Origin of the sequence: Litorimonas sp. RW-G-Af-16, assembly GCF_048319245.1 — a bacterium.
GTDB lineage: Bacteria > Pseudomonadota > Alphaproteobacteria > Caulobacterales > Maricaulaceae > Litorimonas.
This window is the reverse complement of sequence record NZ_CP166993.1, coordinates 1493352-1520273: the sequence shown is the minus strand read 5'-3', so window position 1 is coordinate 1520273 and position 26922 is coordinate 1493352. Positions and strand designations below refer to the sequence as shown.

Sequence of the window (26922 nt, the reverse complement as noted above, 5' to 3'; positions counted from 1 at the left end):
GCTCTCCTATCCGACGCGATAGGCTTTGGGGTGGGCGGCAGTCAACGCCTCTGTCCAAGCGTCTAAATGAGTGTGCTCGACACATGCCACGATGCAGCCGCCAAACCCGCCGCCCGTCAGACGCGCTCCGAGGGCTCCGCACGTCACGGCGCTCGAAACCAAAGCATCAATCTCAGGGATCGACATTTCGAAGTCATCCCGCATGGAAACATGGCTTTCATTCATCAAGGCACCGAACATCTCCATATCTCCCTCCCGCAGCGCCGAGACGGCGTCCACCGTGCGGACATGTTCCGTTACGCAATGCCGTGCCCGCCGCATCACGGCGCCCTCTAAAATATTCAAATCCGCAAGACGCGCGTGGCAGAGATCGTCCCGACCTAGCAATGTCTTCGCCGCCGCACATTCATCCGCGCGTTCTTTATAGCGACCCTCATTGAGTTGCCTGCCATGGCCCGAATGAATAACAGCCATATGGCAACCAGAGGGCAAGTCGACAGTTTGGTAACTGAGGTCTTGCGTGTTCAGCGCGAGGGCTTGCCCAGGCTTAGCAATAGCGACCGCCATTTGGTCCATGATTCCACACGGCACGCCGATGAAGTCATTTTCCACTTTGCGGGACAGTATCGCGATGTCTGTCGGGCTGAGTTGTGACTGGGATAATTGCGCTGCGAGTTTTAATACGCCCACGATAATAGCCGCAGAGGACGACAGGCCCGCACCGTGGGGCAGGGTGGAGGTGACATAGACGTCTGCTCCAGCGGACAATAGGTCAGCTTGCTGTGCAAAAATCACTGCCCCCGTGACGTAATCTGACCAGTGATCCTCGGCAGTATCCGTCAGCGTGCGTTTCGCAATGCCGTCAAAACTATTGGAGGCGATGTTAATTTGCGAATCCGTGCGCGGGGCCAGTGCGATTGTCACGCCAAGGCCCAACGCCATTGGCAGCACCATGCCACCATTATAATCCAGATGCTCCCCAATCAAATTCACGCGGCCTGGCGTGAAACCAGAGACCGCAGGGGCGTAGCTAAATACTGTTTCGAAAGCGGCTCTGATCACGTCAACGCTCTGAGCGTTCGTGCGGCGAATTCCGGCATAACGTCGACAGTGAACGTCCCCGTGGATTGCTCGACTGAAGCGAGGTATTTCACACGATTGGGCGCGCGGAGGAGCGGATAGAATTGCGCGGTAAAGTGAAAGCTATCATCCGTACCTGCGGGGGCGGCGTGGAGCGAGAGCATGTAGGCGGTGGGGCGTTGAAAATACACGTCATAGCGGCGCGTCATATCGCCCAGTAAATGCGCGAACCCGTCCGTTTGATCCTCCGCGAACTCCCACGGCCCCGCGCAGCGCTGATCTGGTGCAATCCAAACCTCGAATGGGAAACGCGCAAAGGGTGGGCAAAATGCGGATATGCCGCCAGCCCGGGCCACGCCGTAATCATCGAACCACCGCGCAATACCGTCTTCCAAGCTATACCCCGCCGCAAACGCTTTAGCAGCTTTGGCTTGCACATTCGGCACGAAGGGAAAGGCGTAGATTTGACCATGCGGGTGAGGGAGCGTGACGCCGACTTCGTCGCCACGGTTTTCAAACGGCAAGATAAATTTATAGCCCGCCTCGCGCAAAGTCTCGTAGCGATCCACCCAAGCCGCGAGTAATAACCGCCGCGCGGCTTGTCCGATAGTGTGTAGATTGCCCTGCGCTTCGGGTGTGTAAACCACAACATCGCAGCGCCCATCCGCGCGAGCAATCTTAAGGCCTGTCATGCTTGGTGGTTCGGGGGCTTCCGCATGTAATGACGTGAATTTGTTCTCAAAAATAGCCAGTTCAAAATCCGTAAACGGGATTTCAGTGGCTGACTGGCCTGCCACTGACGGGGCGAGGGGATCGGCGGCGGCTGCAGGCTTGAACGTGCGGTTCTGCCGATGAGGCGCATAGAGATTCCATTCGGACCGCAGAGGGTGCCAGCGTAATTCTCCGCCTTTCGCTACCTCGCTGGCGTCTTCTGTCTGCGGCGTCTCGTTGTGCGGGTGGTAGCCATAAAGCAAGAGGTCTCGCCCGTCCGCTTTTTGGATATGACGACGATGGACGGGCTGTCCCGCAATCCTTTGCGATAATGTCGCCCGTTGATCCATATCTGCCCAGTCCAGAGGTTTTAGTCACGCTTTTATGTCCGATAGACCCCGTCAAAGCGAGTGTAAAATGCGCGTGATTTCACGGGGGATCGTTTTAGCTCGCGCGGCGGATAACATCCAAGAACGCTGGCCCGAACTTCTCAAATTTGACGGCCCCCACGCCTGAGACATCTAGCATGGCATCTGGGTTATCTGGGCGGCGCTTGGCCATGTCGATCAAGGTCGCATCGGAGAAGACGATATAAGCAGGTTTTTCGATATTGCGCGCGATATCCATCCGCTTGGCTTTCAGCTGCGATAGAAGCGCTTGGTCGCGGTCTGATAGCGCGTTCTGTGCCTCAGCCTTGGCGCGTTTGTAATCAGAACTTGGCTTGGCTTTCGTGGTCGCAATCGCTTTACATTTAAAGGTTTGGCGCCCTTCCAGCACAGCGCGGCCCGTTTCTGTTATCGTCAACGCGCCGAAGCGCTCTATGTCCATATTGATATGTCCACTGGCCAGCGCTTGCCGAATGAGACCTTGCAAATAGGGGGAGCCGATGGCTTTGGCTTTGCCGTAACCCGCTGTGTCTTGATGGCCAAATTGGCGCACGCGTTCCGTATCAGCCCCGCGCGCGACGGCGATAATATGAGCTTGGCCGAAGCGCGCGCCTGTATCGTCAATCGTGGTCAGGACGTGCTGCAACGGCCCCGTTGCATCGATCATGTCTGGCGGGTTTTCGCAATTATCGCAGTTCTCGCAGGGCTGCGCCTCTTCGCCGAAATAAGCGAGCATCACCTGCCGCCGACATGTCGAAGCTTCGCAATAGGACAGCAGCGCGTCGAGCCGCCGTAACTCCCGAATTTGATGATCGCCGTGCGCACCGTCATCCATGATGAATTGCCGCCGCATGCGGACATCATCTAGCCCGTAACATAGCGCCGTCACGGCAGGCGCACCGTCTCGCCCCGCGCGTCCAATTTCTTGGTAATACGCCTCCAAGGAGCCTGGGAGGTTAGTGTGGTAGACGAAGCGAATATCGGGCTTATCTATCCCCATACCAAAAGCGATAGTTGCAACGATCACCATACCCTCTTCGGCCATGAAGCGTTCTTGCGTATCAAATCGTAATTGCGGATCGAGGCCTGCGTGATAGGGTAGAGCTTTATGACCGCTTGCGACTAAATGCGCGGCAAATTCTTCGGTATTTTTGCGCGATAGGGCATAGACGATCCCTGACTGTCCCCGCACAGTTTCCATGAATTTTGCCAGTTGTAATTTACGATCTGTCTTAGGCGTGACTGTCAGGGATAGGTTTGGGCGATCAAAGCCATGCACGATGATCTGCCCGCGTCCTTCAAACAGCGCGTGAGCAATATCATCTCGCGTGGCGCCGTCTGCTGTGGCGGTGAAGGCCGCAATGACCGCCTCTGGGAAATGGGTCTTGAGCTGCGAAAGCTGCGCGTATTCTGGCCGAAAGGCTGGCCCCCATTTGGAAACGCAATGCGCTTCGTCCACTACAAACATAGCAGGCGCGAGGCTTTTCATCGCCGCCATCATGCGCGGCGTCATCAGGCGTTCGGGGGAGAGGTAAAGCAGTTTCGCTTCGCCCGCCGCAACCCGCCGCCATTCCGCGACATTGGTCTCGCGCGACTGCCCCGAATGGATACAGGCGACGTCAATCCCGTTCGCGCGAAGGCCTGCAACTTGGTTATCCATCAGCGCGACCAGAGGCGAGACGACAACTGTGACACTATCAAATAACAGGGCAGGAACTTGGTAACATAATGACTTACCTGCGCCCGTCGGCATGACAGCCAGAACATGTTGCGGCGACATAATCTGATCAATCACACCTTCTTGGCCGGGGCGGAAGGCATCAAACCCGAAGACAGTTTTCAAAATGGAACGGGGAGTCGTCATATGCACGGGATGGCGCGGTCCGCCGCCATTGTAAAGCTAGTCTTGGCGATCAATTCGTCAAATTATATCAATGACAGACCTTTAGGGCAGAACGAAGCTTGGCTTAAACAAATTTACAAATAAGATGAAGACTTCTATGCCGCTATGACTATCAATAATACGTGACAGGGTGAGGCAGGGCTATGACTGTAATTGAGCAATTAAACGAACGCCGAGAAACGGCCCGCTTAGGCGGCGGTCAAAAACGGATTGATGCGCAGCACGCCAAGGGCAAGTTAACGGCGAGAGAGCGGCTTGAATTGCTCCTTGATCCCGACAGTTTTGAAGAGTTTGACATGTTCGTCAAACATCGCTCCACGGATTTTGGCATGGATAAATCTCATATTCCGGGCGACGGCGTTGTCACGGGCTGGGGCACAATCAACGGCCGCAAGACATTTGTTTTCGCGCAAGATTTCACCGTTTACGGCGGCAGCCTGTCCGAGACGCACGCGAAGAAAATCAATAAGGTGCAGCGCATGGCCATGCAGCAGGGCGCGCCTATTATTGGCCTCAGCGATAGTGGCGGTGCGCGGATCCAAGAGGGCGTAGCGGCGCTGGCGGGTTATACGGACGTCTTTCAAAACAATATCCGCGCTAGCGGCGTTGTCCCGCAGATTAGCGTCATTATGGGGCCGAGTGCGGGCGGGGCCGTCTATTCTCCTGCGCTGACCGACTTTGTTTTCATGGTACGCGACACATCCTACATGTTCCTGACAGGGCCAGATGTGTTGAAAACTGTGACCAATGAAATCGTGACAGCTGAGGAATTAGGCGGCGCGAAAACTCACACAACCAAATCGTCTGTTGCTGATGGGGCTTATGACAATGACATGGAAGCGCTTGCGGAAATCCGTCGCCTGTTTGATTTCCTCCCGCTGAACAACCGTGCGGGCGCACCTAGGCGCCCCGTGTTTGACAAGCATGACCGCATTGAGCCGAGCCTTGATACGCTCGTACCTGACAATCCGAACTTGCCCTATGATATGAAAGAGCTAGTCCACAAGATCGCGGATGAAGGCGATTTCTTTGAAATTCAACGGGACTTTGCCAAGAATATTCTCTGTGGCTTTATCCGTGTAGAGGGGCAGACTGTGGGCGTGGTGGCCAACCAACCGATGGTATTGGCAGGGTGCCTTGATAGCGATGCCTCTCGCAAAGCGGCGCGATTTGTGCGCTTCTGTGATTGCTTTGAAATCCCGATTGTCACCCTTGTGGACGTGCCGGGCTTCCTCCCTGGTGTCAGTCAGGAACATAACGGCGTGATCAAGAACGGCGCGAAATTGCTCTATGCCTACGGCGAGGCGACCGTGCCGCGGATTACTGTCATCACGCGCAAAGCGTATGGCGGCGCCTATTGCGTGATGAGCCCGAAACACCTCGGCGCAGACATCAATTATGCGTGGCCGTCCGCGCAGATCGCGGTCATGGGGGCCAAAGGCGCAACAGAAATCCTCTTCCGCAAAGATTTGGACGACGCGGACAAAACGGCTGAACATATCGCAGATTATGAAGAGAAATTCCTCAGCCCCTTCCGCGCCGCCGAACTCGGCTATATCGACGAAGTGATCAAACCGCAAAGCACACGGAAACGGATCAGCCGAGGCCTCGCGCTACTGTCAGACAAGGCCACGAAAAACCCGTGGAAAAAGCATGGGAATTTGCCGCTGTGAGAGGTGTGCCTGATGAAAAAAGTAATCAAAATGGGACTGATCCATTTGTTTTTTCTTGGTCATCTAAGCATACTCGACTTTCTTTCCAAACCTTTTTGGCCTCATTAAGTGCAGTTGCGGTTGCAAAATACGAAGTTAAAAGCTTAACTTTTTTTGGAATGATTGAGTTTAAGCAGGCTCCTTCTGGAGATATTTTATTTGTTGCTTTATGTAGTTTTTCTATTTTTTCTCTAGTTAGTTTTCTAATCAGGAGTAAATACGAAGCACCAATCCAAAGCCCGCAATTAAAAATTTTTCGTAATTACTTAAATTTCTCTATCGAAAGCATCTCAACGGCGATTTCGAAAATTGAGGAGTTAAAAAATAATGACTCTAACAGTTTCGTATTTGCTTCTGATGAAGTCTACTGGATGCCTAAGCAAGCTGAAGCAAACAAGCAAGTTAAAGCCTTTGTCGAAGAGTTATATGATGCTTACCAGTTATGGAGCAATAGCTGTCTTGATAGACCTGTTGTGGGTTTAGATCTTCGCGAGGTACCTCCGAAATACCGAAACTTTGGACTTGCGAATGTTCGTACGTTTTCAGAAGAGTTTGGAAAAATTACTTCCAAAATACTTTTATCAGATCAAGGAAACAACTTTTCTTGGAATGATGGACGAAGAATACTTATTGATTGCCGTTATGTTATTAAAAAGCTCAAGTATGAAGATTTAAGCAAAATATTAAATTTTGGAAAAAAACAATTAAAGTCAATCCGTAAGACTAGACTAAAGCTTATATTTGGAATGATTTTTAGGTATGTTGATATATACGTGCTTTCAGTAATTTTTCCGATTTTAGTAAGTGTTTTTCTGATCGTGACGGGCATCCTCAGCGCACTTCAAATTGGGCCAACATGGGTTTAGAGACATGATCAAAAAAGTACTCATAGCGAACCGGGGCGAGATTGCTTGTCGTGTGATTAAGACGGCGCAGCGGCTCGGGATTAAGACTGTGGCGGTGTATTCGGATGCGGATCGTCATGCGTTGCATGTGTCCATGGCGGATGAGGCGATCCATATTGGGCCGTCTGCGGCGTCGGAGTCTTATTTGGTCATGGATAAGATCATGGACGCGATCAAATCATCGGGCGCGGATGCGGTGCATCCAGGCTATGGCTTTCTGTCGGAAAACCCTGAATTTGCCAAGCGGCTGAATAAGGCGGGCGTCACCTTCATCGGCCCCAACCCCCACGCGATTGTGTCGATGGGCGATAAAATCACCTCCAAGAAACTTGCCCAAGAGGCGGGCGTGTCTTGCGTGCCGGGCCATATGGACCTGATTGAAGACGCGGACGAGGCGGTCAAGATCGCCAAAAAAGTCGGCTATCCCGTGATGATCAAGGCGTCTGCGGGCGGCGGCGGGAAGGGCATGCGGATTGCCTATAATGACACGGAAGCGCGCGAAGGTTTCCAGTCGTCCAAGAACGAAGCCGCGAATAGCTTTGGTGATGACCGCATTTTTATCGAAAAATTTGTCGAGCAACCGCGTCATATCGAAATCCAAGTCCTCGGCGATAAGCACGGCAATGTGATCTATCTCGGTGAGCGGGAATGTTCGATCCAACGCCGCAATCAGAAAGTCATTGAAGAAGCGCCAAGCCCGTTCTTGGACGAAAAAACCCGTGCAGCTATGGGCGCCGAGTCTGTCGCGCTCGCCAAAGCGGTGCAATATGATAGCGCGGGCACAGTTGAGTTTATCGTCGACAAAGACAAGAATTTCTATTTCTTGGAGATGAATACGCGCCTGCAAGTTGAACATCCCGTGACGGAATTAATTACGGGCGTTGATCTGGTGGAACAGATGATCCGGTCAGCCAATGGTGATAAATTGTCCATGACGCAGGACGATGTGACACTAAATGGTTGGGCGATCGAGTCGCGTATCTACGCCGAAGATCCTTACCGTAATTTCCTGCCGTCCATTGGTCGGCTTGTGCGCTACCGCCCGCCAGCAGAAGGAACGCTGTCCAGCGGCGCAATTATTCGCAATGATACGGGCGTCTATGAAGGCGGCGAAATCTCGATGTTCTATGACCCGATGATCGCAAAGCTTTGCACATGGGGCGAGGATCGCGGCGTGGCGCTGACGGCGATGAAAGATGCGCTGGACGTGTTTGAGCTTGACGGGATTGGTCACAATATTCCGTTCTTGCAGGCCGTCTATGATCACGACCGATTTGAACGCGGCGACATCACAACGGCCTTTATTGCGGAGGAATATCCCGAAGGCTTTTCGGGCGCGATGGTGAACTCTGGCCACACAAGAAAGATCGCAGCGGTCTGCGGCTTGATGCATGATATTTCCGAAAATAGGTCGGCTCAGATCAGTGGCGCTTTGCCTAATCATGAGCGTTACGTCCCCAATAAATGGGCCATCACGATTGGCGAAACGGACTACACGGCAGAGATCAAAGGCGAGCGAGGCCTGCGTACTGTCATTGTTGACGACATAAATGAGAGCAAAGCTGCGCTCGAAATGGAAGTCCTGACAAGTTGGAAACCGGGCATGCCGATGGTGTTGGCCTATGTCGATAATAAGCCTCTGAATTTTCGGGCGAAGAGATGCGCGGAAGGCTATCACGTTTGGCATCGTGGGTGTGTCTTTAAGGTCTGTGTGCGAACCCCGCGCGGGGCTGAACTGGCGAAGTTGATGCCTGTCAAAGAAGCACCTGACACGTCCAATTTACTGCTCTGTCCGATGCCTGGCGTGATTGTGTCTGTGCTAGTGAATAAGGGCGACGAGGTCCAAGACGGCCAAGCGCTCGCTGTTGTTGAGGCCATGAAAATGGAAAATACACTCCGTGCAGAGACCAAGGGTATCATTGCTAAAATCAACTGTCAGGCAGGCGATAACTTGGCCGTAGATGATGTGATCATGGAATTTGAAACGTGAGCGATGATCCCAAAATTCAAGCGTGGCAAAAACTGGCCCGCGCCGATTTAAAAGGCGGCGATCCAAAAACGCTTGAGACTGAGACGCCCGAAGGTATCACAGTGAAGCCGCTCTACACAGCGGAAGATGTGCCGCCGTCTGCGGCGGAAGAAATTCCAGGTGTTGCGCCTTACACACGCGGCGTGAGAGCGACCATGTATACGGGTCGCCCGTGGACGATCCGGCAATATGCGGGCTTCTCTACTGCAGAAGAATCCAACGCATTTTACCGTAAGAACCTCGCGGCGGGCCAGAAAGGCTTGTCCGTTGCCTTTGATCTTGCAACCCATCGCGGCTACGATTCAGATCATCCTCGCGTGACGGGTGATGTCGGCAAGGCGGGCGTTGCCATTGACAGTGTCGAGGATATGAAAATCCTGTTCAATGATATTCCGCTCGACAAGATGTCAGTGTCTATGACGATGAACGGTGCGGTGATCCCGATCTTGGCGATGTTTATTGTCGCTGGGCAAGAGCAGGGCGTCTCGACCGACAAACTCTCTGGGACTATTCAAAATGACGTCCTCAAAGAGTTTATGGTGCGCAATACCTACATCTATCCCCCCGCGCCGAGCATGCGGATTATCGGCGATATTATTGAATATACTTCGGCTGAGATGCCGAAGTTCAATTCGATTTCTATCTCAGGCTATCACATGCAAGAGGCAGGTGCGACGCTGTCCCAAGAACTGGCTTACACCCTGGCTGACGGCATGGAATATGTGCGAGCGGCCATGGCGAAAGGCTTGGATGTTGATGACTTTGCGCCGCGTCTGTCCTTCTTTTTCTGCATCGGCATGGACATGTTCATGGAGGTCGCGAAGCTACGTGCGGCGCGGCAGATGTGGTCAAAAATTATGACAGATTTCGGCGCTAAGTCCGAGCGATCCAAAATGCTGCGCACGCATTGCCAAACGTCTGGCGTGTCGCTGACCATGCAAGACCCTTACAATAACGTGGTCCGCACGACGGTCGAAGCCATGGCTGCGACGCTGGGCGGAACGCAGTCTTTGCACACAAATGCTTTTGACGAAGCGATCGCTTTACCGACTGAGACATCCGCACGGATTGCCCGAAACACGCAGCTGATTTTGCAACATGAAACGGGCCTCACGCGTGTGGTAGATCCACTTGCGGGCTCTTATTATGTTGAGAGCCTGACGCAGCAACTCGCAGATGAAGCGTGGAAGATGATCGACGAGGTCGAGGCGCTTGGCGGCATGACCAAGGCGATTGAGAGCGGACTGCCGAAACTCAATATAGAGGAGGCCGCGCTTGGTCGGCAATCGCGGATTGATGCGGGAGAAGACGTGATTGTCGGCGTGAACAAATACACACTAGAACAAGAAGACCCGATTGATTTCTTGGATATTGATAATGCGAAAGTGCGGGCGGGCCAAATTAAAAGCCTTGAGCAAATCCGCCGAACGCGCAATCCAAAAGCGGTTGAAGATGCGTTGGCCGCCGTGACTACGGTTGCTGAAAGTGGGGAGGGGAACCTCCTCGCAGCCGCCGTGACAGCTGCTAAAATGCGCGCGAGCTTGGGTGAGATTACGCAAGCTATGGAGAGCGTTTTTGGCCGACACCAAGCAACGACGCGCGTGCTGTCAGGGGTCTACGCTGAGTTAAATAAAGACGATCCTAGCTATAAAAATATCCGCCGCCGCGTCTCTGAATTTGAGGCAGAACATGATCGCCTCCCGTCCATCTTGGTGGCGAAGATGGGGCAAGATGGTCATGATCGCGGCGCGAAAGTGGTTGCGACATCCTTTGCCGATATGGGCTTTCAGGTTGATCTAACGAACTTGTTTGAAACACCTCAAGAGGTGGCCCAACTCGCGATTGAAAAAGGCGCCGATGTTGTTGGCGTATCCTCACTCGCCGCAGGCCACAAAACCCTCGTGCCAGCCCTTATCAATGAGTTGAAACGACTAAATGCGGAAGACATCAAAGTCGTTGTTGGCGGCGTTGTTCCAGAGCAAGATTTTGACTTCTTAAAAGAGGCGGGTGTCAGCGCGATCTTCCCCCCAGGCTCTAATTTATTTGAAGCTGCCAATGCGACCCTCGGTGTCGTGCTGGGAGTGCGCCGCAATCGCTAGTCATAGGGGGTCTGCGTCAGTGGCCTAAATGCGGCCTAAGTCTCTTAGATATTGCGCTTACAACACTGATAAAAAAGCCTGTTCGAAGTTTTGTGAAGCGGCTAGGAATAACTTATGTCAGAAACAGTCATCATCATTGGCGCGTCCCATTCCGCCGCTCAGACCAGTGTGAGTCTGCGGCAAGGCGGTTGGGTGGGAGGCATCACCGTGATTGGGGACGAGGCCGTTCTACCCTATCATCGCCCCCCACTGTCCAAGGATTTTCTGTCAGGGCAAAAGGCTATTGATGATATTCTGATTAGGCCTGCCGCAGCCTATGCTGAGGCTGACATCAAATTCCATCTTGGCACACGCGTGGGCTCGATTGACCGCAAGAATAAAACTGTTCTGACGGATGCGGGTGATGTTTTGCCTTACACAAAACTGGTCCTAACAACAGGCGCGCGTATTCGCCGACTGCCTGTGCCGGGCGTAGGTTTGAATGGTGTTTATTATTTACGCGACACTGCTGATGTTCTGTCTATCAAGGCCGAAGCGGAAACCGCCAAAACTGCCGTCATTATCGGCGGCGGCTATATCGGGCTGGAAACTGCAGCCTCGCTCCGTAAACAAGGCTTAGAGGTCACTGTGTTAGAGGCGATGCCGCGCATTTTACAGCGGGTCACAGCACCCGCGCTCTCGACTTTTTACAAACGTGTTCATGAAGAAGAAGGCGTGACAATCCTAGAAAATGTTATGGCGTCAGAGATACAGCCTGCCGATGGAGGCGGGTTGCGCGTGCTAACCTCATGTGAGCGAACTCTCGCTGCGGACATTGTCATTATCGGCATAGGCGTTATTCCTAATATCGAATTGGCCGAGGCGGCAGGGCTATCGATTGGTAACGGCATAGAGGTCAATGAATTCTGCCAGACCTCCGATCCTGACATATATGCAGCGGGCGACGTGACTTGGCATTATAACCCGATTTACAAAACACATGTGCGATTGGAGTCAGTCCCCAATGCGACAGAGCAGGGGAAGGTCGTCGCCGCGCATATCAACGGCACGCCCAAGCCCTATAACAGCCTGCCATGGTTCTGGTCAGATCAGTTTGATCTTAAGCTGCAGATCGCTGGGCTGTCCAACGGGTTTGACGATGTCGTTATTCGCGGTGATATTGAAACTGGGCGAAGCTTGGCCGTCTATTACTTCAAAGGCGACAGATTTATCGCCGTAGATGCCGTTAACGCGCCCCGTGATTTTATGTTTGGCAAAATGGCCCTGACCAAAGGCACCAATATCGACAAAACCCGCATAGGAGATACCGCCCACGATCTCAAATCTTGCCTCGTTGATAGTTGAGCGGACGCTTTTATCAGACAGCGTGAATTACTGCACTAAAGGCGAGACAAGCCTCACCTGCCATGAGTCAAATAACCCGTAGTTATCTTTGCGAATATTGAGATCAAAGAAAACCGAATGGCTCCGCAAGCAGGACTCGAACCTGCGACAAGCTGATTAACAGTCAGCTGCTCTACCAACTGAGCTATTGCGGAACAACATTCTGGTAGGCGGGCGCTATAACAGGGTTTTGCCACCCGCGACAAGCAAGTTTTTGCTTGATTTCAAATAAAATGTCACCTCTGCCGATTAGGCAAGAAAAAAGGGAGCCGAAGCTCCCGAAGGTATTAGGTGAATGGTGGGGTGTCCCCTAGAGGAGACATCTTCTGTATTAACGAGTAAGGTTAATTTGATCTTAATTTTATCAATTAATTTGTGATTCGATTCATAAATCCTGCTAAAACATGACGAAATAGAGGGATATATGCGCGAAATCGATAATTATGCAGAGTTTTGGCCTTATTATTTACGCGAGCATAGCCGCCCCGCTACGCGGGCGTGGCACTATGTTGGGACAGGGCTGGCGTTATTAACGCTGATAGTTGTGGTGGCGTTGGGCAAATGGCTCTTTCTGCCCCTTGCTTTTGTTTGCGGTTATTTCTTTGCTTGGGTCAGTCACGGCACCATTGAGAAGAATAAGCCTGCGACTTTCACTTATCCGCTTTGGTCACTCGCCTCCGACTTCAAGATGCTGTTTCACTTCCTGACGGGGACGATGGGGCGGGAGCTGCGCAAGGCAGGAGTCGCGCCTTAGGCTGAATAGACCACGCGTCCGTCCTTGATCGTATGCACGGTGCGGCCCGTTAAGCGGCGGCCATCAAACGGCGTGTTCTTAGATCCGCTGCGTAATTGGTCGCTATCGCAAACCCAAGGCAGACCGTCATCAAACAGCACAAGGTCGGCGGGTGCGCCCTCTGTAATTCGTCCCGCCTTTAAGCCCAGCAATTCCGCAGGTCGCGCGGTCATGGCTGTTAACATCGCCCGAAGGTCGAGCCCGCCATCGGCGACTTGGGACAGACCCGCTGTGAGCAAGATTTCCAGCCCGACTGCGCCAGATGCAGCTTCGCTATAGGGAAGGCGTTTTTGCCCTGCGGGTTGGGGATTATGGTCCGAGACAATCACGTCGATCGTGCCGTCATTGACCGCCGCGATCAGGGCTTGCCGGTCACGTTCTTCGCGCAAGGGCGGGTCGAGCTTGGCAAAGCTGCGGTAGTCACCAATGTCAAGTTCATTGAGCGCGAGGTGATTGATTGACACACTCGCCGCCACGTCCAGATCACGTGACTTCGCACGGCGGATGACGCGCAAAACGTCCTCGGATGAGACCAAATCAATCAACACTTGCCCGCCTGTCAGCTCTGCCAATGCAATATCGCGTTCTGCCATGATCCGCTCACTGATTGCGGGTGCGCCGAGCAATCCCAATCGGGCTGAGAGATCGCTTTCATGCGCCACAGTGCCCGCTGATAGCTCTGGACTGACGCAGCGATTGGCGATCAGCGCGTTAAACCGCGAGCCATAAGCCAAGATACGGCGCATGATTTGTGCATTCGCAATGGGAGTAGCCCCGTTGGAAAACATCACCGCACCTGCCTCGCTCATCAGGCCGATCTCTGTTATTGAGTGCCCGTCTAGCCCCTTTGTCAATGCGCCCGCGATGTGAACATTGACGGGTAGTTCATCGCCGCGCCGCTTGAGGAAGTCGACCAGCGACATGTCATCAATCACGGGATTGGTCTCTGGCATGATCACGATAGAGGTGACGCCGCCCGCGATTGCAGCTTGCGCGGCTGTCGCGAGGGTCTCGCTGTTTTCATTCCCAGGTTCGCCTGTGCGGACGCGCATATCTATCAGGCCAGGGGCGCAGATAAGGCCTTCACCGTCCAGTACGTCGCCATTCACATCAATGTGCGGGCCAAAGCCTGTTATGACGCCGTCTTCGCAGACGATATTGCCCATTTCGTCATAACCGCTGGCCGGATCAAAAATCCTTACATTCTCGATTGTTAGCACGGTCATGGGTTGCGCCTCGCCGTGTCTTGCGCGTGGGACAGCGCGTGAAGTATCGCCATGCGCATCGCAACGCCTGTTTCAACTTGTTGCGTGATCAAGCTGATGTCGGGATCATCCGCGACGTCAGAGCTGATCTCTACGCCGCGATTCATCGAGCCGGGATGCATGACGAGGGCGCTGTCTTTGGCAAAGGCGAGCTTGGCCCGGTCTAAACCGTAATAGTGGAAATACTCACGCTTGGACGGCACAAATGCACCACTCATCCGCTCTAGCTGTAGGCGCAGCATCATTACGACATCGCAGCCTTTCAGACCTTTTTCCATATCATGAAAGACGTCCACCCCCCAGCGGTCTGCGTCAATCGGGATCAGCGTTGGCGGGCCGATCAATCGCACTTCTGCGCCGAGCATATTGAGTAACTGGATATTACTTCGGGCCACACGACTATGCGTGATGTCGCCACAAATCGCGATCCGCAGTCCTGCAATATCGCCGTCAAAAGCTTGGTGTAAGGTGAGGGCGTCGAGCAGCGCTTGCGTTGGGTGACTGTGCATTCCGTCACCCGCATTGATAACCGAACAGCTAACCTTTTGGGCGAGCAGATGCGGAGCGCCAGAGGCATTATGCCTGACCACAAGTAGGTCGGGATTCATTGCGTTGAGTGTGGCAGCCGTGTCCAGCAAAGTTTCGCCTTTCGCGACAGAGCTCTGCGAGATCGCCATGTTAATGACGTCCGCACCGAGGCGTTTCCCTGCCAACTCAAATGACTTCTCCGTACGGGTGGAGTTTTCGAAAAACAGATTGATCAGCGTCTTACCTGACAGCACGTTTCGCGTCGGTGATTTCTGTATATTCAAGTCCAGATAATGTGCCCCAAGCGAGAGCAGCGTGTCTATATCAGGGCGCTTATAGTCTGTGACAGAGAGGCAATGGCGCTGCGCAAAGGGATAGCCATAGGAGGATAGCAGGGGCTCGCTTGCGGACTCAGACTCATCGGGAAAGAAATCATCCGAAGTTAGAGTGTGTCCAAATTGTTCTGCAATTTCAATGACATCTGGCCAATGCTTCTGCGGGATCGTTCCCGTATCATACCAGCCCTGAATGGTGGAAGCCGCTTTATCTAGCGCGCGAGAGGCGGGGCGGATGCCCCCAAAAATGTCATCAATTATGGCGCGAGAGTAAGACACGAAAGCGGTGTATGAAAATATCATACAGAGTCAAGCCTCATTCGCAAAAACACCTATGACCGTAGGCGATCCAATACGCCCTGCAAGATATAGCCAGCGGCGAGCTTGTCCACGTTTTGCGCGCGTTTCTTGCGTGTCATATCGGCCTCTAACATTGTGCGCGTGACCGCCATGGTCGAGAGGCGCTCGTCCCACATAAATATTGGCAGATCGCGAATACGTAGCAGGTTCGTGCAGAGGTCACGCACGGATTGAACGCGCGGCCCGAACTGCCGTCCATATTCACAGGCAGGCCAACAATTAACGCGCTGACTTCATTATCGTCATAAATCTTCAGCAGCTTCGCCGCATCTGGCGTGAACTTCTCGCGTCGTATCGTCTGCAGCGGCGTAGCGATCAGGCGCGTATGATCACTAATCGCAAGGCCTAGCGTCTTGGTGCCAGGGTCAAGGCCCAGCAACGCGCCTGTTGTGTCTCGCAAATCGTCGAGGGTAATTATCGCCATGCGCAGGCTCTAACTACCAATGTCGATGGCGGCAAGGCGCAAGACAAGCTGCATTGCGACATAAAACAGCGCGAGCAAGCTCAATATCGTCCGTGCCCATAGCTTTGGAAAACGCCGCCATAGTATGATGATGCATGCTAAGGCTATCACTGCCTCGACTAAACTGACCCAAGTCGAGTGGAGGTCACGCTCCCAATAAGAAATGGGTGAATGAAAACGCCAATCACTTAACGGCCAAAAATGGCGGTAAGCATCATGGCCGTGGACGGGCAAATCTGTCTCCATATGGATCAGGGCGGCCAGCGCAAAAAATAGGAGTAACTTGCCCCAGAGCTTGCGCCGCCCCATCCAACCTGCAAAAGCGAGCGCCGCATAAATTGGGATGGAGTTAACCAGAGCAATCGCGGTTTGCATGGGCGGTTCAAAATACAGCTTATCCCACATTTGCGCGCCTGATACACCGTTGACGAGGCTTTGATAGGGGGCCCAGATATAGATAATAATATCTGGGATAATTGAACCAATTAAAACTGCCCAATTACGTTTTGTCTGCCCACGCTTTGACAATAAAGCTAGCGCGATGAGAGAATGTGTGGGTGAGTTCACTTCTGCCGTTCGGGATGCACGCCAGTCCACGTCGCATCGACATAGGCTTTTAGCGCAGCGTTATCTTTTTTCAGATCTCCCGTCAGTGGGAAAATCTTGTCCAGCACGACACGCTTATTCGGGCCGTCAAAGGCGCAGATGAAGACAGGGACGTTGGCAGCATAAGCGGCGCGGAGGTAGCCCGTCTTATATTTCGGGACGAGGGCGCGCGTGCCTTCGGGCGGGAAGCCAACACAGACTTTATCTGCGCTCTCAAACAGCTTTGTAACTTGGTCAACCACATCTGCTGCGCCTTTACCCCGGTCAACGGGATAGCCGCCGAGCGCACGGAAGATCGGCCCCATCGGCCAGAAGAACCACTCTTTCTTGATCAAAAATGTATATTTAAAACCCGTGGCAAGCATAGCGAGGGAGGCGGAGATCGCGTCCCAATTTGATGTATGCGGCACGCCGACGATCACGAATTTCGGCACATCTGGCATTTTCCCATGCAGGCTCCAGCCCGTCAGTTTCAGTCCAAGCGAGCCTAAGCCCCGCGTCAATGCGTTGCCCATGCGCGGGGAGTGTTCGCTCATATGGGGGTTGTCATACTTCATGTGTGTTTAGCCCAATTCTGGACGAATTCCTTGATAGTTTTCGTTGTAATACGCTTTGATTGCGCGATTATCGACGTCGATGTCTCCCGTCAATGGCCAGAGGCGATCTAGCACGACTGTCTTATTCTTGCCGTCAATCGCGACCAAAAAGACGGGAACTTTGGCGGCGTAAGCGATGCGGAGATAACCTTTCTTGAGGCCTTCAACTTTGGAGCGCGTGCCTTCGGGCGTAATGCCGAGATAGGCCTTGTCGTTTGCCGCAAACCACTCGGTCATTTGCGTGGTCAGATCACTTTTGGCTTTGCGGTCAATCGGAACGCCGCCGATCTTTTTGAACAATCCTCCAAGGGGCCAGAAGAAGGCTTCCTTTTTCATCATCCAAGAGGCCCGCAAGCCGACGGACTGCATCGAGGCAATCGCAATGATAAAGTCCCAGTTCGAGGTATGGGGGCAGCCGATGAATACGACCTTTGGCTCATGCGGAAATGCGCCCGTAATTTTCCAGCCCATCAGTTTTAAAACAAGTTCGGAAAGGCCTCGGGTGATGGCATTGCCTAAACGTGGGACGTGTTCGTTCACCACTGAATTATCATACTTTGCCATTTAGCCGCCTACCTTTTGTGCGGGGATAGCTAAAAGTCGGCCTTATCGCAATGCTTAGTCTTGCAGGGCTCCCGTCCCCCTGCTAACCCGCGCATTCAGGATATAATGGAGACTCCCGTGAGTGACCCCAAAGGTGCTGTGAGCGCCGAAGACGTTAAGAAAATTGCCCGCCTGTCGCGGCTGCATGTGGCGGAGGAGCAACTGGCGCCGCTGGCCGATGAGCTAAACGGAATTCTCGGCTGGATCGAGCAACTCGCCGAAGTTGATGTTGAAGGTGTTGAGCCAATGACATCCGCTGTCGATATGGCCGCTCCGATGCGCAAAGACGAGATCACAGATGGCGGCAAGCGTGACGCTATTTTGAAAAACGCGCCGAAAAAAGATGACGGCTTCTTCGTTGTTCCGCGGAGTGTTGAATAATGAGCGATCTTACAAAACTTACATTGGAGTCCGCGCTGGACGGCATGGCGAAGGGCGATTTCACCTCGCAAGAACTTACCAAGGCGCATATTGATGCCTGTGCCGATGGGGCGGATTTGAACGCCTTTATCACGACGACATTCGGCCTCGCCATGGAGCAAGCTAAGCAGTCTGATGCGCGTCGGGAGCGCGGCGAAGCGGGCCTCCTCGAAGGCGCGCCATTGGGCGTGAAAGATTTGTTCTGTACGGACGGCGTCAAAACGACTGCGGGCTCTAAAATTCTCGGAGATTTCACGCCGACCTACGAGTCCTCCGTGACAGCGAACATGAAAGCCGACGGCATGGTCATGCTCGGCAAATTGAACCTCGATGAATTCGCGATGGGCAGTTCGAACGAGACCTCATTTTATGGTCCCGTGATCAATCCGTGGCGTAAGGGCGAGGACTTGGTGCCTGGTGGATCATCTGGTGGGTCTGCTGCAGCGGTTGCGGCAGATTTGTGCCTCGGCGCGACAGCCACCGATACGGGCGGGTCCATCCGTCAGCCCGCGAGCTTCACAGGCACAGTCGGGATCAAGCCGACCTATGGTCGCTGCTCCCGTTGGGGCACGGTAGCTTTCGCGTCTTCGCTCGACCAAGCAGGTCCGATTGCCAAAACGGTGAAAGACGCCGCTATCTTGCTCGAGTCCATGGCGGGACATGACGCCAAGGACAGCACCTCGCTCAACCTGCCTGTCCCGAAATGGTCAGACAGTTGCGGGAAGTCTATCAAAGGGCTGCGCATCGGCATCCCCAAAGAATATATGATCGACGGCATGCCCGCCGAAATCCAAGCGCTCTGGGATCAGGGCGTGGCGTGGATGAAAGACGCAGGGGCCGAGATCGTGCCGATCACCCTGCCGCACACAAAATACGCACTGCCAGCCTATTACGTGGTCGCACCAGCGGAAGCGTCGTCAAATTTGGCGCGCTATGATGGCATGCGCTACGGCTTGCGGGTCGAGGGCGACGACCTGAACGACACCTATGACCGCACGCGCACCGAAGGCTTTGGCGACGAGGTCCGCCGCCGCATTATGATCGGGACATATGTGCTATCGGCTGGCTATTACGATGCGTATTATCTGCGTGCGCAAAAAGTTCGCACACGGATTGTCGAAGATTTCGAAAATGCGTGGCAGACTTGCGACGCGATCCTGACACCCACAGCGCCGAGTGCACCGTTCGCTGTCGGCCGCAAAGTGACTGACCCCGTGCAGATGTATCTGAACGATATTTTCACGGTCACGACAAACCTCGCAGGGCTGCCCGGGATTTCCGTGCCAGCTGGATTGGACGCAGACGGCCTGCCGCTAGGCCTTCAAATTATCGGCAAAGCGCTGGACGAAGACACGGTTTTCAAGGCCGCGAATGCTTTGGAGAAGGCGGCTGGGTTTAGCGCTCGGCCTGAGAAGTGGTGGGCGTGATGGAATTCTTTGGCAAATTTGACTGGCCTAAAGTTGTTGAGCTTTTTCCAGTTTATATAGCTGCTATTGGTTCTTTGGCCCTTTTAGGTGCAACTTTCTGGCAAGTAATGACTGCACGTAAAGACGCTTCAAACAGGGCGGCATTCCAGTATTATACGGACTTATCAAATAGTGCTGAGTATGCCAAATTACGGAAGGACGTGGCTTCCTTTTGTAGAGGAGATGAAGATGCTGCACTACTTTTCGATAACCCAGCGTCGAATAGCGTTAAGATTAGCACTATCAATGATTTTATTGACCATCGAGAGAACTTAGCTATCGCAATTCTTAACGGTGGTGTCTCGGAGGAGTATTCCAAATTAATTCTTAAATCTCTTTTTCTAAAGGAGTGGGAAAATTTGGAAACTTACATAAAAAGACTACGAAATGAGGTAGGTGATCAATCTGTAGGTGGCGCGATTCAAAAATTAGCTGAACGATGGCAGTCTTTGCCTCAAAAAAATGCTGAGGTTTCATAATGACTTTTTCTGCACCCCGCGTTGCGGATAAAAAAGACTGGATCATGGGCGAGACCGGGGATTGGGAAATCATCATCGGTTTGGAAGTCCATGCGCAGGTCGCATCTAATTCAAAGCTGTTCTCTGGCTCGGCCACGGAATACGGCGCGGAGCCGAACAGCCAAGTGTCGCTGGTCGATGCGGGCATGCCGGGCATGCTGCCTGTCGTGAACGAGTTTTGCGTCGAGCAAGCCGTCCGCACGGGCCTCGGCCTGAATGCGCAGATCAATCTGTTCTCGCGCTTTGATCGCAAAAATTATTTCTATGTCGATCTGCCGCAAGGCTACCAAATCAGTCAGTTCGAGTTTCCGATTGTGGGCGAGGGCGAGATCGAGGTTCTGCCGATCGATGCCGATGGCAATACGTTGGAGCCTGTCACTGTTGGGATTGAGCGTCTGCATTTGGAGCAGGACGCGGGCAAATCTGTCCATGACCTATCGCCTGACGAGACTTATGTTGACCTGAACCGCTGCGGCGTGGCGCTGATGGAGATCGTCTCCAAGCCTGATATGCGTTCGCCAGAAGAGGCGTCTGCTTACGTCGAGAAACTCCGCGGGATCGTCCGTGCGCTCGGCACATGTGATGGCGATATGGAGAAGGGCAATCTGCGCGCCGATGTGAACGTATCTGTGCGTCGTCCGGGCGGAGATCTGGGCACGCGCTGCGAGATCAAGAACGTCAACTCCATGCGCTTCATCCGCCAAGCGATCAATTATGAGGCGCGTCGTCATATCGAGATTATCGAAGCGGGCGGGACGATTGACCAAGAAACGCGCCTGTTTGACAGTGTCAAAGGCGAAACGCGCACGATGCGTTCCAAAGAAGACGCGCATGATTACCGTTATTTCCCTGACCCCGACTTGCTGCCGCTCAAGCTGGAGCAGAGCTTTGTGGACGGGATCAAAGCGAGCTTGCCTGAAATGCCTGACGCGATCAAAGCGCGTTTCATGGCCGATTACGGCTTGCCCGAATATGACGCCCGTATCCTGACCGTCGATAAGGCGAGCGCGGACTTTTACGAGGCGGTGGCCAAAGGCCGCGACGCCAAAATTGCGTCTAACTGGGTGATGGGCGAGCTATTTGGCTCGCTCAACAAAGCAGGGCTGGACTTGGCTGATAGCCCCGTCAGCGCAGATATGCTCGGCGGGTTGATTGACCGGATCGCGGACAACACGATTTCTGGCAAAATCGCGAAGGACGTATTTGAGCGCATGGTCGCGAGCGAGGGCGATGCGGATACGATCATCGAGACGCAAGGCTTAAAGCAAGTCACCGATATGGGCGCGATTGAAGCTATGGTCGACGACGCGATTACTGCCAATCCTGGCCAAGCCGCTGCCGCGAAAGAGAACCCGAAACTCCTCGGTTTCTTTGTTGGCCAAGTGATGAAAGCCAGCCAAGGCAAAGCGAACCCACAGGCGGTGAACGAGATATTGCGGAAGAAGCTAGGACTGTAAGCCATGACGCCTCAACAACGCGCCCTGTGGAGTATGAACCGAAATTTTGGGCCAATCATTGTCTTCGTCGTGCTGTTTTTTGTGTTGTTTAAGTTTGCAGGGCTGGAGTTATCGCCGGCTTTTATCATTGCGGCTGTCGTGGCGATCTCTGACTACGTTATTCTCAGCTGGCTGATGAATCGGATGGATCAAGGGTGAAGCTCCGCGAGGGGCCATTATTTGGTGCCCTGATCATCGGATCAGGTGTGGGCTATTTCACATATCAAAAGACGCAGAACATTCTGTATGGCGCCCTTGCGGGAATAGGGGTTGCGGCGTTGGACTACGTAGTCCTAGCTTGGTTCGAAAACCTAAAAAATAAGAAGACCAAATAATATGAAACTTACCAATGACCCCGCCGTGACTGTCACGGACGCGCTGAACACCCGCATCACTGTGCGGGATTTCCAAGATATGCCCGTGCCTGAGGAGACTCTTCGGCAAATCCTGACGACTGCGCAGCGATCCGCTTCGGGCGGCAATCTGCAGCCTTGGCATGTTCACGTCATGACCGGCGAGAAACTCGCAGGGTTTAAAGAAGATGCACTGGCGATGGCGCAGGCGGGTCACCGCGACGAGCCAACCCACCAAGCCTATCCCAGCCCGCTTTGGGAGCCACAGCGCTCTTGGCGCTATAAGTTGGGCGAAGATATGTATGGCCTGATTGGGATCGAAAAAGACAATAAGATGGGCTCGCCTGATGTGGCTGATGCAGAACATCAAATTCTTCGACGCGCCTGTCGGGATTATTATCACGGGCGATAAGCGGCTAGAGATGCCGCAATATATGGACATCGGGATCTACACGCAGTCGCTCATGCTGCTCGCGCGCGAAGCAGGGTTGCACACTGCGCCGCAAGGGTGGTGGCGTAACTGGCATACGGTGTGTCACAAGCATTTAGACATTCCTGAGGAAGACGAAGTCCTTGTCGGCATGTCCATGGGCTATGCCAATACTGACGCCGCCGTCAATAAACTCTATGCCGACCGTGCGCCGATGGAAGACGTGGTGAAGTTTTATAGCTAAAACCTGCGCGCATACTCCCATAGGAAACGCGTGCGAGTCATAGTTTGAACCTTCGTCTCTTCTGCGCGTTATTTTTGTGAGAGGACAAATTATGACTGATTTTTCAAAATATAAAGAGATATTGCTGACCCGCCGAGGCTATCTGGTGGATCAATCCGATGACATTGAAGACAAATTTGAGCGCTCTGGCGATGAGCCATTTGATAGCGACCAAGCTGAAATCGGTAATTTGGACGTGCTGGATGACCTGGACGAAATGGGACAGCGCGAGGTTCGGATGATTGATGCGGCCTTAGGGCGGATTGATGACGGAACTTACGGCAAGTGTATGACCTGCGGCGACGAGATCGACTCTGAGCGCTTGCAACTCCTCCCACACACGCCGTTTTGTAGCGATCACGCGCCTGGTTAGAGCCATAAGTCGTGGGATTAGCTGTCTCAAAATAAGAAAAATTCAAACAAAATGAGGTTATTTCGAAAAAAATAGCCTTTTTTGATGCTGTCTTATACATCACTTATACTTGAAAGATACTTTTTCAGTGCTTGCTATTTATAAGTAATATTGACCCTTTAATCTTATATTATGAATGTATAAACCAGATAGTAACTCATATTTACTTCATTTAACACAGATAAAGCTTGATTAACCCTGTTCCCGATTAACCTAATATTTATCTCACTTGGCACAAAGTCCAGATGAGGGCTGAGACAGACGAGAAAATCTCGCAGCGAGGCACTCACCAGACGGAGGGGCTCCCGATGGTATTAGGTGAAAAAACAGAAATGGGGAGGCAATCATGGCCTTTACTGATGTAGAAGTAAAAGAAACAGAAGCCGCCATCGCGGCGAGTGCAAATTCAGCGGATTTGTTCCGTCTTGGGTTGATCTACTCCACAAATGTGGAAGACCGCGGTGCGGATTTCGTGGAAGCACATAAATGGTTTAGTTTGGCCGCTATGATGGGTAGCCAGCCAGCCAAAGCTTACCGCGATGAGATCAAGCTGGAAATGACATCTGACGATCTGACGCTCGCACAAAAGGCTGCGCGTGGATGGTTAGCTGAAAATCGCGAGCTTTTGAAAGTCGCTGCATAAAACTGCCATGTCCAAATATTTGGACATATTCGGCGACATACTTTGGAAGGTGCTCTGCGCTGTCATTAGCGCAGCGATATTTATCGGATTTTACATCGTCGCACGATTTAAGGTGAGATAACCGTCGTGCCGCCGCCATTATTGCCGAACTGATAGGACAGATTGAAGTCCACAGGCAGGGCATTGCGGAAATTCTGCATGAATGTGCCGATCTCTGCGATATTGGATTGCGGTACATAGATGATGTCGCCTCGGCGTAGCTGCAGATTATCATTATATTCGCGGATATTGAGCAAGCCGTTGCGGATGTCGACTGTCCTCATCATCATACCGCCATTAGGCGCACGGCGTAGCACAGCGACTTGACGTGTGCGAGCTGTTGGCCGCATGCCGCCCGCCATGAGGATGCCTTCAAGCGCACCAATCCGACCTGGGAGCGTGTAAGTTCCCGGCTGTCCCACTTCACCGCCCACATAAATCTGCTCTGGCGCATAGGCGCGAGGCGTTACAGCGATCGTAGGATCACGGAGCTGCTTTGATAGCTCAGCCATTAATTCATACTGAACTTGCATAAAGGTCCGACCCGCTGCCATGATTGGCCGGCTCATCGGCATAACCACTCGACCATCGGGGACGACGGTCAATGTGCGCGATAATTCTGGTGCGGATGACACAACAATATCGAGTTGATCGCCAGGCACCAATTCATATTGCGGTTCATACTCAACCCATTGCTGAAACATGCCTGGGGGCGGCGGAGTTTGATAGGCGAGGTGACGTTGTCCGCGCATACGATGGAAGACATTTTTATACTTCTTCGCCGATTTTTGAGGCCCGTAAGCGGGGTGCTGATTAACCATACCTTGCGGATAATGTTGCTGCACAGGCTGATTCGTTCCGTAGCGGCTTTGGGCTTGCGCATCTGATTCGAGGCTCAGGATCGCCGCACTGGCCAGCAAAACCGCTGTAAAATGGCATATGAAACGAGGATTTAGCATAAAAAGCACACAATCTAGGTGAAAACTGATTTTTTCTAATAGTTAACAAGAATGGATAAGGAATTGTTAAAATTTAGGCTGTCTGTTGGGTCAACTTCTAAAGGGATAGGGGATTCGTATGGCCATATTTGGTCTGACACTCGGCAAAGGCAAAAAGCCTAAGCTTGCCAATCTGGATAATATGCAGGATGCAGACGCGCCGCCGATGACAGGCACGCACGATGCGCCGCACTATTCTCCGCCTTATGCCGAGAGCTACGCGCCAGAGCCAGCTTACCGAGATGATCCCCGCATGGGCGATCTGACCGTCGGCGAATATGCAACAGGTGTTCCAAATATTCGACTGTCCGAATTGTTCAAAAGCTTCGGTCGGCAGCTAAAGTGGGTTCTTCCTCTCTTTGCACTTGGCACAATCGCGGCGTGGTATTTCACCAAAGACTTCAAACGCGTCTATTCTGGCGATGGTCGCATCATGGTGCAGCTGGGCGAAGAATATGTCTACAACCCGATCACAGGCAGCGCGAATGGCGGAGGGCTGACGCAGACGCCTGACACGATTACGCTCAATGAAGTTGCGATTATCAAGAACGCTGAAGTCATGGATCAAGTCATCGGCGAGATGATGCCAGACGATGCCGCAATGCGCCGCTTCAACGAAGATGCGTTCAAAAAAATTATCAATGCCCCAAATGAGCGGGCGCGGCAAGAGGCCTATATGGAGTTGCGCAAATTCGTTGATCGCAATTTCGTGGTCATGGCGCAGCCGAAAGCCTCCATCATTGATATGGTCTTCAAACATGAAGATCCTGATGTGGCTGTTGAGACGCTCAATGCGTTTATCGATGCCTATTTATCCTACCGCCGGACAATTTTTGTCGAAGGGTCAGGCGATATTATTTCTGAACGCCGTATCGCGACTGAGCAGCAGCTCGATCAAAACGAACGCGCGATTGCGCGCTTCCTGCAAAAAAACTCTATTTCTGACTTCGAGTCAGAGCAGAGCGGGCTGCGCAAGCGGACAGAAGACCTCAAAGCGCTACTCAATACGACCCGTGCCTCAATCGCTGAGACCGAAGCGTCATTGGCTGAAGTTGAAGATCAGTTACGTAACACGCCGTCGACGATCAATCTCTATGTCGACGACCGCGCGTCCCAGCGCATTGCGCAGGCGGAGTTGGAGCTAAAACAGCTATTGGCGAAATATTTGCCGACATCTGACCCGGTCCGTCAGAAGCAGACAGAACTGGCAGAGTTAAAATCCTTGCAGTCCTCCTATAATGGGCAAGCCAATGGCGGTCGCCGTGTCGGGCCGAACCCTGTGCAGCAAGCTTTGCTCACACAGCGCAACACATTGGCCGCGACAGCAGATAGTCTGCGCGAGAAAGAGTTTACGCTGCAAAATCAACTCAACAGTGCAGATCGTAAAATTCAGCGCCTGACAGGGCTGACACCTGCTTTCCAAAACTTGCTACGCGAACGAGATACGCTGAGTGCGCGTCTGAAAAACTATAATGCCAAGGAGCAAGAGGCGCTGATCAATCAGTCGCAAGCCGAGGCGAATAGCGAAAACATCAAAGTGATTTCACGCGCGACTTACCCAAATAAGGGCCGCAATATGAGTTTGCTGATGTTTGCTCTGGCAACAGTCGGGTGGGGCGTGACCTTGTTTGTGCTGGCCCTGATGCGGGTTTTCCTCGATCCACGCCTTTATGTTTCGCCTGGCCCGAATGTACGCACGCGCCGTCCTGTCCCGGTGGAAGATTACGGCTATGGCGGTGGATCATCTATCCCAGAGCCAGTGGCGCCGTATCGCCCCGCTACCCCTATGCCGCAATATCAGCCAGATACCATGCCGCAAGTTGCGGAGGCCGAGTATCCGCAAGAAACCTACGCGCCTGACCCAAATTACGCGCCGCAAGAAGAGTATGGTAGCTCTATCGCGCAGCAGACTGCGCAGCGTATGTCCTCATCTGCGGCCGCCGCAGGACTGTCAGAATGGACGCCGCCGCAACAGCCTGTGGCACCTCAAACCGCAACATCCACGGCGCAGGATATCTATGCCAATCCTTATGCGCAGGCTGTGTCGGAGACTTATACAGAGCAAAACGCCCCTGTATTTGCCCCGCCGCCAAATTCATAGCTCGCG

25 protein-coding genes, 1 tRNA gene and 1 pseudogene are annotated in these 26922 nt (G+C 53.0%); 16 read left to right on the top strand and 11 right to left on the bottom strand.

Annotation, left to right across the window (positions count from 1 at the left end; translation table 11 throughout):
* Nucleotides 1-6: 6 nt before the first annotated feature.
* The 3 genes from galK to recQ all read right to left on the bottom strand — a co-directional run bounded on the left by galK (nucleotide 7) and on the right by recQ (nucleotide 4041).
* The gene (gene galK, locus AB8615_RS07590; RefSeq protein WP_409432008.1) at nucleotides 7-1062 is read right to left on the bottom strand and encodes a galactokinase; all 1056 of its coding nucleotides are present in this window, start codon (nucleotides 1060-1062) and stop codon (nucleotides 7-9) included.
* Nucleotides 1059-2141, bottom strand: coding sequence for a galactose-1-phosphate uridylyltransferase (locus AB8615_RS07585; protein WP_409432007.1), 1083 nt, complete (start codon nucleotides 2139-2141; stop codon nucleotides 1059-1061). Before AB8615_RS07585 ends, galK begins: the two co-directional genes overlap by 4 nt.
* A gap of 94 nt (nucleotides 2142-2235) precedes the next feature.
* Entirely contained in the window at nucleotides 2236-4041 is a 1806-nt protein-coding gene (gene recQ / locus AB8615_RS07580) for a DNA helicase RecQ (RefSeq protein WP_409432006.1), read from the bottom strand.
* 182 nt (nucleotides 4042-4223) lie between these two features.
* Between recQ and AB8615_RS07575 the strand changes: the two genes are divergently transcribed.
* The 5 genes from AB8615_RS07575 (at nucleotide 4224) to AB8615_RS07555 (ending at nucleotide 12169) form a co-directional block, all read left to right on the top strand.
* On the top strand, nucleotides 4224-5753 hold the full coding sequence (locus tag AB8615_RS07575; RefSeq protein ID WP_418152072.1) for an acyl-CoA carboxylase subunit beta: 1530 nt from the start codon (nucleotides 4224-4226) through the stop codon (nucleotides 5751-5753).
* Nucleotides 5723-6658, top strand: a complete 936-nt coding sequence (locus tag AB8615_RS07570; protein WP_409432004.1) for a hypothetical protein — start codon at nucleotides 5723-5725, stop codon at nucleotides 6656-6658. Before AB8615_RS07575 ends, AB8615_RS07570 begins: the two co-directional genes overlap by 31 nt.
* 4 nt (nucleotides 6659-6662) lie before the next feature.
* The gene (locus AB8615_RS07565) at nucleotides 6663-8687 is read left to right on the top strand and encodes an acetyl-CoA carboxylase biotin carboxylase subunit (protein WP_409432003.1); all 2025 of its coding nucleotides are present in this window, start codon (nucleotides 6663-6665) and stop codon (nucleotides 8685-8687) included.
* Nucleotides 8684-10825 (top strand): methylmalonyl-CoA mutase, encoded by a 2142-nt coding sequence (gene scpA / locus AB8615_RS07560; protein WP_409432002.1) that lies wholly within the window; start codon nucleotides 8684-8686, stop codon nucleotides 10823-10825. The genes AB8615_RS07565 and scpA overlap by 4 nt, the downstream gene beginning before the upstream one ends.
* A 114-nt stretch (nucleotides 10826-10939) precedes the next feature.
* Nucleotides 10940-12169, top strand: a complete 1230-nt coding sequence (locus tag AB8615_RS07555) for an NAD(P)/FAD-dependent oxidoreductase (RefSeq protein ID WP_409432001.1) — start codon at nucleotides 10940-10942, stop codon at nucleotides 12167-12169.
* 118 nt (nucleotides 12170-12287) lie between these two features.
* Here AB8615_RS07555 and AB8615_RS07550 read toward each other — a convergent pair.
* Nucleotides 12288-12363: transfer RNA gene (locus AB8615_RS07550), tRNA-Asn, on the bottom strand.
* Between the two features lie 269 nt (nucleotides 12364-12632).
* Between AB8615_RS07550 and AB8615_RS07545 the strand changes: the two genes are divergently transcribed.
* A complete protein-coding gene (locus AB8615_RS07545) occupies nucleotides 12633-12962 on the top strand; it encodes an Mpo1-like protein (protein WP_409432000.1) in 330 nt (109 codons plus the stop codon).
* Here AB8615_RS07545 and pyrC read toward each other — a convergent pair.
* The 6 genes and pseudogenes from pyrC to AB8615_RS07515 form a co-directional block, all read right to left on the bottom strand.
* The gene (gene pyrC, locus AB8615_RS07540) at nucleotides 12959-14227 is read right to left on the bottom strand and encodes a dihydroorotase (protein ID WP_409431999.1); all 1269 of its coding nucleotides are present in this window, start codon (nucleotides 14225-14227) and stop codon (nucleotides 12959-12961) included. The genes AB8615_RS07545 and pyrC overlap by 4 nt on opposite strands.
* Complete coding sequence (locus AB8615_RS07535) at nucleotides 14224-15432, bottom strand: aspartate carbamoyltransferase catalytic subunit (protein WP_418152068.1); 1209 nt, start codon at nucleotides 15430-15432, stop codon at nucleotides 14224-14226. The genes pyrC and AB8615_RS07535 overlap by 4 nt, the downstream gene beginning before the upstream one ends.
* Nucleotides 15433-15461: 29 nt before the next feature.
* Nucleotides 15462-15913, bottom strand: a pseudogene (ruvX, locus tag AB8615_RS07530) (Holliday junction resolvase RuvX).
* A gap of 9 nt (nucleotides 15914-15922) precedes the next feature.
* On the bottom strand, nucleotides 15923-16549 hold the full coding sequence (locus tag AB8615_RS07525; protein WP_409431996.1) for a hypothetical protein: 627 nt from the start codon (nucleotides 16547-16549) through the stop codon (nucleotides 15923-15925).
* Nucleotides 16516-17094 (bottom strand): 1-acyl-sn-glycerol-3-phosphate acyltransferase, encoded by a 579-nt coding sequence (locus AB8615_RS07520; RefSeq protein WP_409431995.1) that lies wholly within the window; start codon nucleotides 17092-17094, stop codon nucleotides 16516-16518. Before AB8615_RS07520 ends, AB8615_RS07525 begins: the two co-directional genes overlap by 34 nt.
* Before the next feature lie 27 nt (nucleotides 17095-17121).
* On the bottom strand, nucleotides 17122-17718 hold the full coding sequence (locus AB8615_RS07515; protein ID WP_409431994.1) for a 1-acyl-sn-glycerol-3-phosphate acyltransferase: 597 nt from the start codon (nucleotides 17716-17718) through the stop codon (nucleotides 17122-17124).
* 117 nt (nucleotides 17719-17835) lie between these two features.
* On the opposite strand from AB8615_RS07515, the gene gatC reads away from it, so the two are divergent.
* The 9 genes from gatC to AB8615_RS07470 all read left to right on the top strand — a co-directional run bounded on the left by gatC (nucleotide 17836) and on the right by AB8615_RS07470 (nucleotide 23778).
* A complete protein-coding gene (gatC, locus tag AB8615_RS07510; protein WP_409431993.1) occupies nucleotides 17836-18138 on the top strand; it encodes an Asp-tRNA(Asn)/Glu-tRNA(Gln) amidotransferase subunit GatC in 303 nt (100 codons plus the stop codon).
* Complete coding sequence (gene gatA, locus AB8615_RS07505) at nucleotides 18138-19604, top strand: Asp-tRNA(Asn)/Glu-tRNA(Gln) amidotransferase subunit GatA (protein WP_409431992.1); 1467 nt, start codon at nucleotides 18138-18140, stop codon at nucleotides 19602-19604. The genes gatC and gatA overlap by 1 nt, the downstream gene beginning before the upstream one ends.
* Nucleotides 19604-20122, top strand: a complete 519-nt coding sequence (locus AB8615_RS07500) for a DUF4760 domain-containing protein (protein WP_409434080.1) — start codon at nucleotides 19604-19606, stop codon at nucleotides 20120-20122. Before gatA ends, AB8615_RS07500 begins: the two co-directional genes overlap by 1 nt.
* On the top strand, nucleotides 20122-21618 hold the full coding sequence (gene gatB / locus AB8615_RS07495; RefSeq protein WP_409431991.1) for an Asp-tRNA(Asn)/Glu-tRNA(Gln) amidotransferase subunit GatB: 1497 nt from the start codon (nucleotides 20122-20124) through the stop codon (nucleotides 21616-21618). Before AB8615_RS07500 ends, gatB begins: the two co-directional genes overlap by 1 nt.
* 3 nt (nucleotides 21619-21621) lie before the next feature.
* A complete protein-coding gene (locus AB8615_RS07490) occupies nucleotides 21622-21816 on the top strand; it encodes a hypothetical protein (protein WP_409431990.1) in 195 nt (64 codons plus the stop codon).
* A 177-nt stretch (nucleotides 21817-21993) separates the two neighbouring features.
* A complete protein-coding gene (locus AB8615_RS07485) occupies nucleotides 21994-22422 on the top strand; it encodes a nitroreductase family protein (protein ID WP_418152064.1) in 429 nt (142 codons plus the stop codon).
* On the top strand, nucleotides 22367-22684 hold the full coding sequence (locus AB8615_RS07480) for a nitroreductase family protein (protein WP_418152062.1): 318 nt from the start codon (nucleotides 22367-22369) through the stop codon (nucleotides 22682-22684). The genes AB8615_RS07485 and AB8615_RS07480 overlap by 56 nt, the downstream gene beginning before the upstream one ends.
* Nucleotides 22685-22775: 91 nt before the next feature.
* Entirely contained in the window at nucleotides 22776-23096 is a 321-nt protein-coding gene (locus AB8615_RS07475) for a TraR/DksA family transcriptional regulator (RefSeq protein ID WP_409431988.1), read from the top strand.
* A gap of 385 nt (nucleotides 23097-23481) precedes the next feature.
* Nucleotides 23482-23778, top strand: a complete 297-nt coding sequence (locus AB8615_RS07470) for a hypothetical protein (protein ID WP_409431987.1) — start codon at nucleotides 23482-23484, stop codon at nucleotides 23776-23778.
* A 107-nt stretch (nucleotides 23779-23885) separates the two neighbouring features.
* Here AB8615_RS07470 and AB8615_RS07465 read toward each other — a convergent pair whose 3' ends face one another.
* Nucleotides 23886-24776 (bottom strand): polysaccharide biosynthesis/export family protein, encoded by an 891-nt coding sequence (locus tag AB8615_RS07465; RefSeq protein WP_418152059.1) that lies wholly within the window; start codon nucleotides 24774-24776, stop codon nucleotides 23886-23888.
* A 118-nt stretch (nucleotides 24777-24894) separates the two neighbouring features.
* Here AB8615_RS07465 and AB8615_RS07460 point away from each other — a divergent pair, with 118 nt between their 5' ends.
* On the top strand, nucleotides 24895-26916 hold the full coding sequence (locus tag AB8615_RS07460) for a GumC family protein (protein WP_409431985.1): 2022 nt from the start codon (nucleotides 24895-24897) through the stop codon (nucleotides 26914-26916).
* The last annotated feature ends 6 nt before the right edge of the window (nucleotides 26917-26922 follow it).